The following is a 14,035-nucleotide window of genomic DNA, read 5'->3' as shown; positions in this document are numbered from 1 at the left end:
CTAGGAGAATTTCACTATGTCTTACAATCCAAAAGACGTTGTTGTTGTGGATGCAGTGCGCTCACCAATGGGTCGTTCCAAAGGTGGCGTATTCCGCAATGTTCGTGCAGAAACCATTTCTGCCAACCTGATCAACGCGCTGTTTGAGCGCAACCCAGACGTTAACCCGGCTCTGGTCGAAGACATCATCTGGGGCTGTGTTAACCAGACCTTAGAGCAAGGCTTTAACGTCGCGCGTCAAATCGGTCTGATGACCGTAGTGCCTAAAGAAGCGGGCGCTTTGACGGTTAACCGTCTGTGTGGTTCTGCTATGTCTGCGATTCACACCGCAGCGCAAGCCATTCAAACCGGTAACGGTGATGTGTTTGTGGTCGGTGGTGTTGAACACATGGGCCACGTCAACATGCAACATGGCTTTGACCACAACCCAGAAGCCTCTAAGTATTCTGCCAAAGCGTCCAACATGATGGGCCTGACGGCAGAAATGCTGGGCAAGATGCACGGTATCACTCGTGAGCAAATGGATCAGTTTGCTGCGCGTTCACACCGTCGTGCCCACCAGGCGACTCTGGATGGCAAGTTCAAGAACGAAATCGTGCCTATGTATGGCCACGATGCCGATGGTAAAGAGATTCTGGTGACGGAAGACGAAACCATTCGTCCAGAAACCACAGCTGAAAGCTTGAGCAATCTGCGCCCTGCGTTCGATCCAAAGAACGGTACCGTAACTGCAGGTACCTCTTCTCAGATCACCGACGGTGGTTCTGCCATGCTGCTGATGAGCTACGAGAAAGCTCAAGAACTGGGTCTGAAGCCGCGCGCTCGCATCCTGGGCATGGCTGTTGCTGGTGTTGATGCCGCTATCATGGGCTACGGTCCTGTGCCGGCGACCAAAAAAGCACTGCAGCGTGCTGGCTTGGAAACCACCGACATCGATTACTGGGAACTGAACGAAGCCTTTGCTGCTCAGTCTCTGCCATGTGTTAAAGATCTGAAGCTGAAAGACATTGCTGAAGATCGCGTTAACATTCATGGTGGTGCGATTGCGCTGGGTCACCCTCTGGGTTGCTCTGGTGCACGTATCTCGACCACGCTGATCAACGTTCTGGAGCAACAGGACGCGAAATACGGCGTATCGACCATGTGCATTGGTCTGGGTCAGGGCATCGCGACCGTGTGGGAACGCATGTAATCTGCTCCACCAGTGACACCAAAAGCCCGGCTTAGCCGGGCTTTTTTTATGCGCCTAAGAGCTGCTTGGCTAAGCAAAATATGTCTTGGGTGTCGACCTCTTTATTTTTAATCCTATACTGATTTCCGTGCTTCATTCGGATATTGGCATTGTTGTAATGGCGAATCGGCCCGTGCTGGAGTCGTTTTGCGCGTAACTGATGGGCTGTGTCTAGGAATGTGCCGAACAATATACGGCGCTGTTTTTGGCGCTGGCTGGACCTGCTAAATAATTGCTGGTTTAGTCTAAGGCAGTCATATCAATGATAAGAGCAATAGTATGATAAACGGTAAAATGCTGCGTGAGCAGCCATCTTTGGGTTCTACGCGAAATAAGTTGTGGTTTTTACTGCCATCATTGTGCGGGATATTTCTATTTATGATGCCGTATCCTACTGAGGGTGGTTTTACTATCCCGGTGGCGATATTGGCGTCTCATTTTAAAAGTGTATTAGCGCCGGTAATGGCGGAGTTATTGTTATCTCTGGTGGTGGCGTCGGCGCTGGCGACGGCGGTATTTCGTTGGCTGATTCCAAATGTCGAGCTGCCGTCATTCTGGAATGATTTATTACGCCCAACGCATTTCTGGAGTGCGGTACGAGTGGTTGGTGCGGCTTTGGTGTTAATGGTGTATTTCCAATTAGGCAGCGAAGCCATTTATTCATCCAATACCGGAGGACTGCTGTTTGGCGATTTAATGCCATCCTTGCTGGCGGTATTTGTTTTTGCCGGATTATTTTTGCCACTGTTGTTGAACTTTGGCTTGCTGGAGCTGATGAGTACCTTGCTGACCCCCATTATGCGTCCGGTGTTCCGTTTGCCTGGTCGCAGCGCCATTGATTGTGGTGCGTCTTGGTTGGGCGACGGCAGTGTTGGTATCTTGATGACCAGCCGCCAATACGACCAAGGGTTTTATACCCAGCGTGAAGCGGCGATCATTGGTACCTCGTTTTCGCTGGTGTCGATTTCTTTTACCTTGGTGGTCTTAGCGCAAGTAAAACTGGAACATTTAATTTTCCCATTTTATGCCACCATCAGCGTTGCCGGCATTATTGCCGCCATTGTGATGGCCCGCATCCCACCATTATCGCGTAAGTCCGACAGCTTGGTGGATGGCACTGAGCCAAGAGCAGACCGTGATCACGTACCCGAAGGTGATACGCCGTTGAGCTATGGTTTTGCCCAAGCGTTGGTGAAGGTGTCCACCATGGACAGTCCAACCCAGCAAATCAAACAAGGCTTGCACAATGCGCTGGAAATGGTGCTGGGTTTGCTGCCAGTGGTGATGGCGCTGGGTACGGCCGCGTTGATTGTCGCCGAGTATACGCCGTTGTTTGACTGGTTGGGTAAACCTTTTATTCCGTTGTTGCAGCTGTTGAATATCCCAGAGGCGGTTGAAGCATCGCGTACCATCTTGGTCGGTTTTGCCGATATGTTTTTGCCCGCTATTCTGGCGGCTGATATCAGCAGTGATAAAACGCGTTTTATTATTGCAGCCTTGTCGGTGACGCAGTTGATCTATATGTCGGAAGTTGGAGCGCTATTGCTGGGCAGTCGTATTCCGGTGAACTTCTTCGACATGGTGATTATCTTTATCTTGCGTACCCTGATTACCTTGCCAGTAATTGCGCTGATGGCGCACTGGTTGCTCTAAGCTAAAAAAGCCCCGCGACGGCGGGGCTTTTTTATTGCGCTGGATGTGTGTTCAGCGGATGGCAACACCGACGTTGAGTTGTTCAAACCAGTCGAAAAATTCTTTGGCGTGCTGTTTGCGAAATAGGCGGCCATGTTGCGGCGCCATAATATCGATATCCAATTGCCGCACCCGTCGCAGCCAGTGATCCTTGGCGTCGTTGGATGGCATCCAGCGTTGATGAAAACCTTTCATAAAGCCACTATGTTGCGTCATATCCTCAACCCACAAGGGCGGTTCGCCTGGCTCCAGCGCAGCGCCAACATCGCCGCTCATTAATATTTTTGCCTTCGGGTCATAGACGTGAAAGTTACCCGACGAATGCAGGTAATGAGCGGGTACAAATTGCAGTTGAATGCGGCCTACGGTGAGGTTTAAGCCTTCATCGGCGATGGCGCAGAACTGAATGCGCTCCATGCCAAAGTGGCGGATAAATCCTTCCCACAGCCAAGGTGCGTATAAGCTGGCATTCGGCAGCGCCTGATCCCAAAGGCCCAAAGAGGAGATGATGTCTGGGTCTTGATGCGAAGCAAATAAATAGCGAATGTTTTCGGCAGGAACAAACTTCAATACGGCGGACAACATGGGGGCGAATAATTCAATGCCGCCTGGGTCTAGGATAATCGCTTCTTCACCGCTGATGATTAAATACTGGTTAGTATCAATAATGCCTTCGGTTTTGTCTGGGTCGCGACCGAACATAATCCAGCGATGGTCACCGTGTTCGTAAATGGTGGTGGCTAACATAAGCGTTCCTTGTATTTAGCGCAGACTCAACAGCAAGCGGGCTTGGCTCAGGTGCTGGCGAATGCGATCAGCGGTGGCGCTGATGCTTTCGGCAATGACTTCCAACTGGTAGCGAAACTCTTCCGCCGATGCCGCTTCGACTTTACTGGACGTGGCGATCAAATTGGCGGTGCGAATGTGTTTGTCGCTTTCATCCAGCTCTTGTTCTAACAACCGCAGGCCGCGGCGAAGCTTTTCCGACAGTTGCTCGCTGCGTTGGCGGCAATCGCGTTGACCAGAGAGCAACGATTGGCAGAACTCGCTTTGCTGTTGCATCACCCAGTTGACCTTGTTGTCCGCCATGGTTGCTCGCCACAGGGCGACGGCGTGCTGCGAGACTTGCTCAGACAGCTGGTTGATGTATTGCGACTGTCGAATGATGTCGCTGGCGAGTTCATCGATAAACTGAGTGATGGCGCGAAAACCAACGGTTTTTGAGCCTGCACGAACGGCCAGAGCGCGTGCGTTCTTGGCTGTTAATGCCAAACCACGGGCGTGATGTTGGGCCTGATGCAGTTCGGCGGCAATGCTGGCTGCGGTCACAAAAATGGGTATGGTCATGACAACTCCTTAGCCTATGCGCTCAGTATAGGAGCTGCGTCAGGATTGGCTGGCACTCTGACCTACTTCCATGCCGGCCGCATGGGTTCGCAACCAACCGCGAACACGGCGCAGAATCAAACTGTTGCCCGGCTCCACACTGGCTCGTGCGGGCAATTCAATTTGCTGGTACAGATCGCGCTGGCGTCTGCGCATCGCACCGGCGCGGCGAGCATCCTGGTAGTCGAGGCGCGGGCGTAAGTCGGTTAGCAGGTCTAATACGCGGATTTCCAGTTGGCTGACTTGGTCGATTAGAGGGACTTGGCTGTAGGGGTCGTCGAGTGGGTCGATCAGTACCAGCGTATGGCCAGGCTCGCGCGCCCGGGACGATTCCGCCGCAGTGTCCCCGGCCTCGCTGTCGATGGGGCTGGCCAACATGTAATCGGCTGCCCAGCTGGCACTGATGCCATTGGTGAGAATGACCAGATTGTATTGGCCACGCTGTTTTAAGTAGGTCACGGCGGCTTCGATGCGCTCGCGCACACGCTGGCGATATTCATCCGCAGCGTCAACGGCAGCGGTGTCGGCCAGCGGTGCTGGCTCAGCGGCGGGCGCCAGCTCAGGAAGACGCTCCAGTGGTGGCAAGCCTGGCTCATTGTCGGACAGGTCGCTGCTGTCGACGTCACCCTGCAGGCTGATGCCATTGCTGTCGACGGGCTCGCGTTGGGTATCATTATCGGCATCGGCGGCAGCATTGTCGGGCACGCTGTCAGCGGCAGTGTTGTCCGCGTTTGCCTCCTCGGGCGTTTCGTCTGTGACGGCTTGCATGCTGTCAGAGCGCGGTGGTGGTGGTGTGGCCGGCGGAAGCGGCAGCTCAATTGCCAACGTAGCCCAGCCGTATGCGGGCAGATACTCGCGTAAGGGGGCAATCAGCGCCGGCCAATGGCCATGCTGGCCGCGATCATGCAATAGCAAAATGCCGCCTTGCGGGCGGCCACTGCTTTCCGGCAAATACAAGCCGCTGAACGGCTGAGAATTGGCTACCAGTGTTACCACCTCATGTTCCCGGCCCAGGCGTACCATATGCTCGAGAATATCCTGATGACGCTTCAAATGAGTATCTGGCAAGGCGCGTGGCGGCGGCTCGGCATTGCTAGCGGCATTACTGTCGTCGGCGGTCTCCTCCGCAGAGTTGCCAGAGGTGTCTTCAGCAGCGTCGCCGGACTCTGTGTCTGCGCTGTTTTCTGCAGCGGTGGCCGTGTCTTCTTCGGCGTGCACCGTTGGTGTCAGCACGGTAATCGATAGCGGCAGAAGCAAGCTTGCCAGTAGGAGGTTAAATTGTGAGCGGTAGCTGGGCATAAAATGGCTCATAGCGTCAGTTGGGTAAAACAACCGGTTGTATCTGAGATAAGTCATTAAGCAAGCTTCGCGCCGGGTGAAAAGCGCGCGGCGGCTGAGTACAATGCCGCCTTGTTTTCACGATTCGGACTTGGTCAATGACGCCTCCTTTGATTGCTCCATCCATTTTATCCGCTGACTTCGCTCGTCTGGGTGAAGAGGTCGACAACGTACTTGCTGCCGGTGCCGATGTTGTGCACTTCGATGTGATGGACAATCACTACGTGCCGAACCTCACGGTGGGGCCCATGGTATGCAAGGCTCTGCGCAACTATGGCATCACCGCACCGATTGATGTGCACTTGATGGTGAGTCCAGTGGATCGTCTGATCGGTGATTTTGCCGAAGCCGGTGCCAGTTACATCACCTTTCACCCAGAAGCCTCGGATCACGTCGATCGCAGTCTGCAGCTGATTCGCGATGCTGGCTGCAAAGCCGGGCTGGTATTTAACCCAGCGACGCCTTTGCATCACCTCGATTATGTGATGGATAAAGTTGATGTGGTGCTGCTGATGTCGGTGAACCCTGGCTTTGGCGGTCAATCGTTTATTCCGGCAACGTTGGATAAACTGCGCCAGGCGCGCCAGCGCATCGATGCCAGCGGTCGTGACATTCGCCTGGAAATCGATGGCGGGGTAAAGGTCGATAATATCGGCGAAATTGCTGCCGCTGGGGCGGATATGTTCGTGGCCGGATCAGCGATTTTCAACGCGCCGGATTACGCTCAAGTGATCGAGCAGATGCGCCAGGAAATTGCCGCCCATGGCTGAATGGCATGCAAGGGTGTTGGCGCGCTTTACCCCCGAGCTGGTGCTGTTCGATCTGGATGGCACCTTGATCGACAGTGTGCCGGACCTGACCACCGCCATCGATGCTATGTTGCAGCAGCTGGGCCGTGCGCCGGCGGGCCGCGAGCAAGTCAGCCATTGGGTTGGTAACGGTGCCGATGCCTTGGTGCGTCGCGCGCTGACCGCAGGCGATGAGACTGCGGCATGGCTGCTGACCTCTGAACAAGTGGCGCCGGCGCGGCAGGCGTTTGATCAGGCCTATATGCAGGCGTTGCATCACGCGACGGGAGCGTACGACGGGGTGGAAGAGTTCTTGCGCAGCTCACCTGCGCCGATGGTGCTGGTCACCAATAAGCCGCGTGTCTTTACCGAACCCTTGTTGCAATCCCTCGGCTGGCAGCCGTACTTTCAGTTGCTGTTGTGCGGGGACGATCTGGCGCAGAAAAAGCCGCATCCCGCGCCTTTGCTGCATGCCTGTGAGCAGCTGGGTGTGGCGCCGCAACAGGCATTGATGGTGGGAGACTCACGCAACGATGTCGAAGCTGCCAAGGCCGCGTCCATCGCCTGTGCGGCGGTCAGCTACGGCTACAACCACGGCGAGCCAATAGCCGACAGCCAGCCGGATTGGCTGCTGGACGACATTCGACAGTTGCTGGCGCTCTAGGCAAGGAGCGTCGGCTCATTGTTAAGCTTCACAACGGCGGTAACTGGCCATTGCGGGCGAGAAACTGTTGCTCGCGTTGCTGCCATTGCTCGGCTCTGTCTGCTCCCAACCACTGCTGGCGCAGCTGAAAGCGCAGCGCCAACTCGTCGGCGTCTGAGCGCTGTGGGTCTTGTTGCAAGGCAATCAAACGATGCACATGGTCGCGCGTTTCTTGATAGGGCGGTTTGCCAAAACGTTGCTGGTAGGCGTCGATTTGCTGCTGATACCAGTTCAGGCGCTGCTCGCTGGGGGCTTGGCTGGTCTCGATGTACTCCTCGATTCTGTGTTGCAAACGTAAGCGCTCACGCTGCGGCGTAAACAAGGCTTGGCTGACCGTGGCGCCATAAACATCGTCCTGTTGTTGCCAGAAGGCCTCAAAAAACGCCAGTGGCGAGTCGAAGTCTGCCACCGAGTGTTGCTGACTGAACAACTCGAAATCTGCTGGCTCGTGGTATTGCAGCAAGGCGGTGATGTGATCATCGCTGATGGCCCAGTCATGCTGCAGGCGTTTTTGCAACAGCGCGAGGCACACATCATTCTGGGCAGTGTCGTGATGATTGCTGATGTCGTTGTACTGGCGGCGCATCTGACAGTCGGCCAACAGCCGCTGCAAACTCGCTGCTGGTTTGACCAGCCATTGTGATTCTTGCCACAGCAAATGCTCTAATTGTTGCGTTAGCCGCTGCTCAGCGGCGTGCTGGGCAGCGTTGTGCAGCAGGTCTTGCACGCTGTCGTTTTTACTGCGTTGAGGCATATCGCTGTGCGGCGATGACCCAGCTGGATATGACTCAGATGGCGATGATTGCGACTGCGATGACTCGGGCGGTGTCGACGATGCCAGCGGCGCAAACACGACCGCTGGTGCCTGCCACCAGACCAGGCCGACGACAGTCAATCCTAGCAACGGCCAAACGCGGGTTATTGGCACCACTGCATCTCCGTGAGGCTGCCGTAATGGTCACTGTGAGTGTAGTAAGCCAAGTAACGCTGACCATCGTTTGCTAACCACTGCGGCGCCCAAGCACTGGTGATAACTTGCTCTGCACAGCCAGCAGGGCCATTCAATATCAGACTGTAATCAAACCAAGCATAGTCTTTTTCCGCCAGACCATTGGGCCCTGTGTCTTCACAGCAGTCGTCTTTTGGCCAATAGGTGTAACGCAAGCCATCGCGTACTTCAGTGGCTTGCTGGCGAATAAGACCGAGGCTGTTCCACAGTGGATTTTGGGTCACGTCGGCGATGGCACCGGTGTTTTGCAGGTCGGTATTAAAGTCGCCACCAAATACAATGGCCGCCGCTGGGTATTGCTGCTGATGCTGCTCTAGGCGCGCTGCTATCCAGCTGATGGCCTCGTTCATCTGACCGCGACGGGCATTGTCATTGCTGCTGTTGCCGCCCAAGTGCTGAGCGCTGCCATACACCAGGTGGGTATTAAATACGTACACATAACGGCCGTCTTTTTCGACGATGGCGCCAATCACCCCTTTGCCTTTGACGCTGTCGATGCCGCTGCTGGCTTGGTATTTGTGATAGCCCAACTCTTTAATAAAACCGTGCTGAGAAAAGATCATCAGGCCGGAGCAATCCCCTTCGATGTCGCTGCCGTTGCAGTAATTGTCGCCGCCGCCATAACTGACGCTAAAACCGCGCGCGGCAAAATCATCGACTGGGCCGTCTTCGTACATGTCGTCGTAGTCCCAGGCTTCCTGAATCAAAATCACATCGGCGCAGGCGGTGACTTTGCCCAAAGACTGCTCCATTTCATCGCCAAAATCGTACACAAAGCCGACGTTATGAAAAATGTTGTAGGTAGCGCTGGTGAAATCCGCCGGGCTCTGACAGCTGGGGTTGGTGACCCAGGGCGTGGTGAGCTGGGTGTCGAAATATTCCAGTTCGGACACTTGGTTGTACCAAGCAATCGGATGGCTGGCGTAGTAGTCGTCCATCGCTGGCGTTTGCGAGCCTGCCATGGCTTGTTGAGCGATGATCAGCCCGATGGCGCTGAAAAGGGTTATGACATGATTCATGGTGAGCTCCTGTTGTTATTGGTCAATCTTGCACGATGGTTCCATAACGATTGTGCTGCACAGCGAGCCAATCCGGATCACGGCGACGCATTGGCCTGATTAGTGTTAGTCTGTGCGCTTTCTTGTGAGCGCTAACCTGACAACAAAGGATGACAGTGGCATGACAGTGCGGGGCAGAATGATGTGGTGGGCAGGGCTGTTGTTGGCGGCCATGCCGTTGCGGGCCGAGCCTGCGTTTTACGCCGATCTGGCCATTGGCTTGGGGGTGCAAACCATCGACAGCGATACCGGCGGAGAGGACGAAGATCGAGCCGCATTAACGGACGTATTAAAAGCCGGTGGCGGTGTGCAATTGACGTCGTTTTTTTCTGTAGGGGCTGCGTTGTGGATGTACGGCCAAGGCGCTTCTGGTGATGACGATGTCGCCCAGTTCGATGGCGTCAGTGCCGGTGTCGAAGCCACGGCCTATTTGCCATTAAACTATCTGTTTGGTAGCGCGGAAGGCCCTGTGGTTGGCCCGTACGTGCGTTACGCCCATCATTGCTGGGCCGCCACTGTGGTCGGCATCACTCGCCCCTGGGACGACGACGGTTGCTCACCGTTGGTGGCGGCTGGGTTTAGCTTTAAAGCGCAGCGCCGGGCGTCGCTCTACGCCGAATATTCTCGTACTGAATTTGATGAAATTACCTCCGGCAGCATCGTCGCCGGTCTGAAAACAAGGTTTTAATCGTGCTGGACGTTTTTCTCTTGCCGCAAGTCGGCGCGGCGGTGGCGGTATTGGTGGCCGCTATTTTGGTGTTATCGGCGTTGTTGTGGCGCCAGCGCCGGTTTGCCGAGCAGCAACAGCAATCGCTACTGCAGCAGTGCCAGCAAGCACAAATGGCTGCTCAACAGCAGCAGCTCGACGCCCAGCAAGCGCTGCATCAGTCCGAACTGGATTTAGCCCGCGCGCAGGAGCGCAGCGAACAGCTGCAGCAACAGTTGGAGAGCATGCAGCACAGCGCCCAACAGCGACAACAACAACTGGATGAGCTGCAACAGCGTTGGCAAACCAGCCAAACCGAGTTGGCCACCGAGCAAGAAGCGCGGCAACAGCAGCAGCGGGCGATGGAAGACAAGCTGGCATTATTGCAGAGCAATAAAGAAGAGTTGCTGCGCGAATTTGAACGTCTGTCGCAGCAGGTGCTGGAACAAAAAAGTAAACAGTTCAGCGAGCAGCAAAAACAACTGAGCGAGCAAAGCCAGCAGGGCATGACTGCGTTGTTAACGCCGTTTCGTGAGCAGCTAGAGGGGCTGCGCCGCAAGGTCGAAGACGTGCATTTGCACGATGCCAAAGACCGGGCGTCATTGCGCAGTCAAATTGGTGAGCTGCAAAAACTCAACCAGCTGATGAGCAGCGAAGCACAGGCGCTGACCGAAGCATTGCGTGGCAAGCAAAAAGTGCAGGGCAATTGGGGCGAAATGGTGTTGGAAACGGTGTTGGAGCGCTCTGGTTTGCGCGCCGGCATTGAGTACCAGCGCGAGCAAAGCTTGCACGATGAGCAAGGTCAGCGCTTCCGCCCGGATGTTATTATCAACTTGCCCGAGGGCAAACACATTGTGGTGGATGCCAAGGTGTCACTGACGGCCTATGTGGATGCCGTTAATGCCGATACCGACGCCGACCGCGACGCTGCATTAAAGCGCCATATCGATTCTGTGCGACAGCACATTAAAGGCTTGAGTGACAAAGCCTATCAGCAACTGGAAGGCATTAACTCACCCGATTTTGTGTTTTTGTTTATGCCGGTTGAGCCGGCTTTTATGCTCGCTTTTCAGCACGACGAAAAACTGTTTAACGACGCCTTTGAACAGCGCATCGTAGTGGTGACACCGACCACGTTGTTGGCCACCCTGCGTACCGTCGCCAGCTTGTGGGCGATCGAGCGACGTAACCGCAATACGGAAAAAATCGCCGATCAAGCACGCTTGGTGTACGAAAAAGTCGTCACCTTAGTGGAGCACATGGAAAAGCTTGGCAAGCAGTTGAACACCGCACAAGGTACCTACGACGATGTCTGGCGTTCGTTGCGTGAAGGGCGCGGCAATCTGTTAAGCCGCGCCGATGCGTTTCAGAAACTCGGTATTCGGGTGAAAAAGGAGTTGTCTCGACAACTGGTGGATGAAGCCAAAGCCGAAGCCGAGCTGCACGAGCAATTATCGATTCTGGACAGCGAGCAGCAATAGTCAGTAACCACAGCGCGGCTCTGCTATGGGTTGCGCTGTCGGCCTCGGGTATAATGCGCGCTTTTTGTGTGGCCAAGATACACATGAGCGATATAGACGACCAGCCCGACCGCATCTACCAAACGCCGCAGGATAACGTAGCTGACTTTACTTTTGATGCTGCGGTGGCACGAGTTTTCCCGGATATGATTAAGCGCTCGGTGCCTGGTTATGCCGAAACCGTCGCCATGTCGGGCGTTATTGCCGGGCGCTATGCTCAGCCTGGTTCAAACCTGTATGACTTAGGGTGCTCGTTGGGCGCAGTGACCTTGGCCATGCGCCATGCGGTGACGGCGGCGGACTGTCGCATCGTTGGCATTGATAACTCCGAGTCGATGATTGAGCGTGCTCGCCATTATGTGGCGTTGGACGATGCCAGTGTGGCGGTGGACCTGCGCTGTGCGGATATTTTGCAAGAACCATTAACGCATGCCTCGGTCACGGCGCTGAATTTTGTGTTGCAGTTTATTGACCCTCAGCAGCGCCTGCAGCTGCTGCAGAATATTGCCGCCGCGACCTTGCCCGGCGGCGTATTAATTCTGTCAGAGAAGTTGCAGTTCGATGAGCAAGAGCAAGCGATTCAAACCGATCTGCATCACGACTTTAAACGCGCCAATGGCTATTCCGATTTAGAAATTGCGCAAAAGCGCAGCGCCATCGAAAACGTGCTGATTCCAGAGTCTGAAGGGGCGCACATTGAACGTTTGCAGCAGGCGGGATTTAGCCGTGTTATTCGTTGGTACCAATGTTTTAACTTTGCATCATTTTTGGCGATTAAATAATGACTGTCTCTACCTCTCCTGAGCACATGTTGTCTTGGTTTGATGATTTGTTGTCCTGGATGCCCAACTCAGCGCTGTCGGATTGGTCAGAGCTGTTACCGCAGCAGTTGCGTCAGCTATTGGTTGATCATCAGCACGGTGATGTGCCGCGCTGGCTGGATGCGCTGGCGACGCTGCCGACGATCGACGCGGTCACTGCGGATTTGACGGATGCCGAACTGGTATTGTCGAGCCCGCATGTCTCTAAAGAGCAAGCGCAGCAGTTAGAGCAAGGTTTGCGCGGGTTGATGCCCTGGCGCAAAGGCCCCTTTCGTTTCTTTGATACTGCCATTGATACCGAATGGCGCTCGGACTGGAAGTGGCAGCGGGTAGCGCCCCACTTGGCGCCATTAAACGGGCGCTTGGTATTGGACGTTGGCTGTGGTTCGGGGTACCACATCTGGCGCATGTTGGGCGAGGGCGCTGAGCGGGTAATTGGTGTCGATCCATCGCGCCTGTTTATGATGCAATTTCAAGCGTACAAACGTTATCTGCAAGCGGCAAACGGTCGGGTCAATGCCGATTTGCTGCCGCTAAAAATGGAAGATGTACCAGCTGGCTTGAAGGGTTTCGATACGGTGTTTTCGATGGGCGTGCTGTATCACCGCAAGTCACCCATTGATCATTTGCAAGAGTTGAAAGATGCCTTGCGGCCCGGCGGTGAGTTGGTATTGGAAACGCTGGTGATCGATGGCGGTTTGGGCGAGTGTCTGATGCCAGAAGATCGCTACGCCATGATGCGCAATGTGTGGTTTATTCCGTCGGTGGAGACACTCTTGCTGTGGTGTCGTCGCGTCGGTTTGTCTAACGCCCGTTTAGGCGATTTGAATCGCACATCGCTCGATGAACAGCGTTCAACAGACTGGATGCGATTCAATTCGCTGGCGGATTTTCTCGACGCTGATGACCGATCTATCACGGCCGAGGGCTATCCCGCGCCATTGCGAGCGGTGATCGTGGCTAACGCCTGATAGAAACTGTTACGGCTCTGTTGGCCTTTCTGGTACCCATGTATTGCTGAAAATGCGCCATCGCTGTTGAGGCTGAATCCTGGGTCGATTGTTGCCTGACTAATCTGTTGTGCCATGTCAAACATGCCATAGGCGGACCTTGTATCGGTTGGGCGTCTGGTCTTTCATTGAGAGTCCAGACCGAGCAAGAGAGCAGAGCCATGACAGAATCATTGCACGACTCGCTATTTGTATCTTGCCACTGTTTGCGCCCTCGCTGGCAGGTATGTCTGGATAGTCCTGTCGGGCATTGGCATGTACAAGCCTGCGACCACTCTCTCTGGCAATGCCATCACACCACATACCCTGCTGCCCATGTGGTGGATCGTCAGTGGCCCCCCTGGCTATTGGCGCTTGTAGCCAACTGGGAGCACGGTTGGCAAGCTGGACGGCTGTTAGGTTTTCCACTCAGAGAGCAAGGTTCGCCCTTGCAGCGCCAGATATGGACCCATTTGATGACCATTGGCAGCGGTGAGGTGCGCACTTATCAGCAAGTAGCCGACGCCGTGGGCAAACCGAAAGCGGTGCGGGCGGTGGCCAATGCCATTGGTCGCAACCCTTGGTGGTGGCTGGTACCGTGTCATCGGGTGGTTGGCAGTGACCATCAGTTGAAGGGCTACGCCGGTGGGGTCGCTTTGAAGGCTGCGCTATTGGCCATCGAAGGCATGCAGGTGGGTCACCATGAAGTGGCAGAAAAGGCCAAGGTGCGCGCCTAACTGCAGCTGAGCCAATCTTCGGCATTTCTTGCTGATCTGATCCGTGAGTTTTCAGTA

Annotated in this window: 14 protein-coding genes; 9 read left to right on the top strand and 5 right to left on the bottom strand. The window is 54.9% G+C overall.

The window, feature by feature from the left end:
- Positions 1–16 precede the first annotated feature (16 nt).
- Entirely contained in the window at positions 17–1,192 is a 1,176-nt protein-coding gene (gene fadA, locus CHH28_RS16090) for an acetyl-CoA C-acyltransferase FadA (protein ID WP_094061274.1), read from the top strand.
- A 318-nt stretch (positions 1,193–1,510) separates the two neighbouring features.
- Positions 1,511–2,884: a YjiH family protein gene (locus tag CHH28_RS16085; protein WP_233243638.1), complete on the top strand. Its 1,374-nt coding sequence runs from the start codon at positions 1,511–1,513 to the stop codon at positions 2,882–2,884.
- 51 nt (positions 2,885–2,935) lie between these two features.
- Here the strand turns inward: CHH28_RS16085 and CHH28_RS16080 are convergent, their stop codons facing one another.
- From CHH28_RS16080 to CHH28_RS16070, 3 genes are read right to left on the bottom strand one after another with little or no spacing between them, the layout of a single operon-like run.
- On the bottom strand, positions 2,936–3,670 hold the full coding sequence (locus tag CHH28_RS16080; protein WP_094061273.1) for an MBL fold metallo-hydrolase: 735 nt from the start codon (positions 3,668–3,670) through the stop codon (positions 2,936–2,938).
- 15 nt (positions 3,671–3,685) lie between these two features.
- Positions 3,686–4,270, bottom strand: a complete 585-nt coding sequence (locus CHH28_RS16075) for a hypothetical protein (protein WP_094061272.1) — start codon at positions 4,268–4,270, stop codon at positions 3,686–3,688.
- A 39-nt stretch (positions 4,271–4,309) separates the two neighbouring features.
- Positions 4,310–5,608, bottom strand: a complete 1,299-nt coding sequence (locus tag CHH28_RS16070; RefSeq protein WP_157729955.1) for a DUF3530 family protein — start codon at positions 5,606–5,608, stop codon at positions 4,310–4,312.
- 137 nt (positions 5,609–5,745) lie between these two features.
- Between CHH28_RS16070 and rpe the strand changes: the two genes are divergently transcribed.
- Together rpe and CHH28_RS16060 are read left to right on the top strand one after the other, a co-directional pair.
- A complete protein-coding gene (rpe, locus tag CHH28_RS16065) occupies positions 5,746–6,417 on the top strand; it encodes a ribulose-phosphate 3-epimerase (protein ID WP_094061270.1) in 672 nt (223 codons plus the stop codon).
- Positions 6,410–7,099, top strand: a complete 690-nt coding sequence (locus tag CHH28_RS16060; RefSeq protein WP_094061269.1) for a phosphoglycolate phosphatase — start codon at positions 6,410–6,412, stop codon at positions 7,097–7,099. Before rpe ends, CHH28_RS16060 begins: the two co-directional genes overlap by 8 nt.
- Before the next feature lie 28 nt (positions 7,100–7,127).
- Here CHH28_RS16060 and CHH28_RS16055 read toward each other — a convergent pair whose 3' ends face one another.
- Together CHH28_RS16055 and CHH28_RS16050 are read right to left on the bottom strand one after the other, a co-directional pair.
- Complete coding sequence (locus CHH28_RS16055; protein ID WP_157729954.1) at positions 7,128–7,892, bottom strand: hypothetical protein; 765 nt, start codon at positions 7,890–7,892, stop codon at positions 7,128–7,130.
- Between the two features lie 164 nt (positions 7,893–8,056).
- Positions 8,057–9,166 carry a hypothetical protein gene (locus CHH28_RS16050; protein WP_094061267.1) on the bottom strand — a complete coding sequence of 370 codons (1,110 nt, stop codon included), beginning with the start codon at positions 9,164–9,166 and terminating at the stop codon, positions 8,057–8,059.
- A gap of 160 nt (positions 9,167–9,326) precedes the next feature.
- On the opposite strand from CHH28_RS16050, the gene CHH28_RS16045 reads away from it, so the two are divergent.
- The 5 genes from CHH28_RS16045 to CHH28_RS16025 all read left to right on the top strand — a co-directional run bounded on the left by CHH28_RS16045 (position 9,327) and on the right by CHH28_RS16025 (position 13,978).
- Entirely contained in the window at positions 9,327–9,893 is a 567-nt protein-coding gene (locus CHH28_RS16045; RefSeq protein WP_199243928.1) for an outer membrane beta-barrel protein, read from the top strand.
- 2 nt (positions 9,894–9,895) lie between these two features.
- Positions 9,896–11,392, top strand: coding sequence for a DNA recombination protein RmuC (locus CHH28_RS16040; RefSeq protein WP_233243637.1), 1,497 nt, complete (start codon positions 9,896–9,898; stop codon positions 11,390–11,392).
- 83 nt (positions 11,393–11,475) lie between these two features.
- On the top strand, positions 11,476–12,213 hold the full coding sequence (gene cmoA / locus CHH28_RS16035) for a carboxy-S-adenosyl-L-methionine synthase CmoA (protein ID WP_094061265.1): 738 nt from the start codon (positions 11,476–11,478) through the stop codon (positions 12,211–12,213).
- Positions 12,213–13,223, top strand: a complete 1,011-nt coding sequence (gene cmoB / locus CHH28_RS16030) for a tRNA 5-methoxyuridine(34)/uridine 5-oxyacetic acid(34) synthase CmoB (protein ID WP_233243636.1) — start codon at positions 12,213–12,215, stop codon at positions 13,221–13,223. Before cmoA ends, cmoB begins: the two co-directional genes overlap by 1 nt.
- A 200-nt stretch (positions 13,224–13,423) precedes the next feature.
- Complete coding sequence (locus CHH28_RS16025; protein ID WP_094061264.1) at positions 13,424–13,978, top strand: methylated-DNA--[protein]-cysteine S-methyltransferase; 555 nt, start codon at positions 13,424–13,426, stop codon at positions 13,976–13,978.
- The last annotated feature ends 57 nt before the right edge of the window (positions 13,979–14,035 follow it).

The organism is Bacterioplanes sanyensis (assembly GCF_002237535.1).
Taxonomy (GTDB): Bacteria; Pseudomonadota; Gammaproteobacteria; order Pseudomonadales; family Oceanobacteraceae; genus Bacterioplanes; species Bacterioplanes sanyensis_A.
The sequence above is the reverse complement of the archived record's forward strand: the minus strand, read 5'-3'. Positions and strand labels throughout refer to the sequence as shown.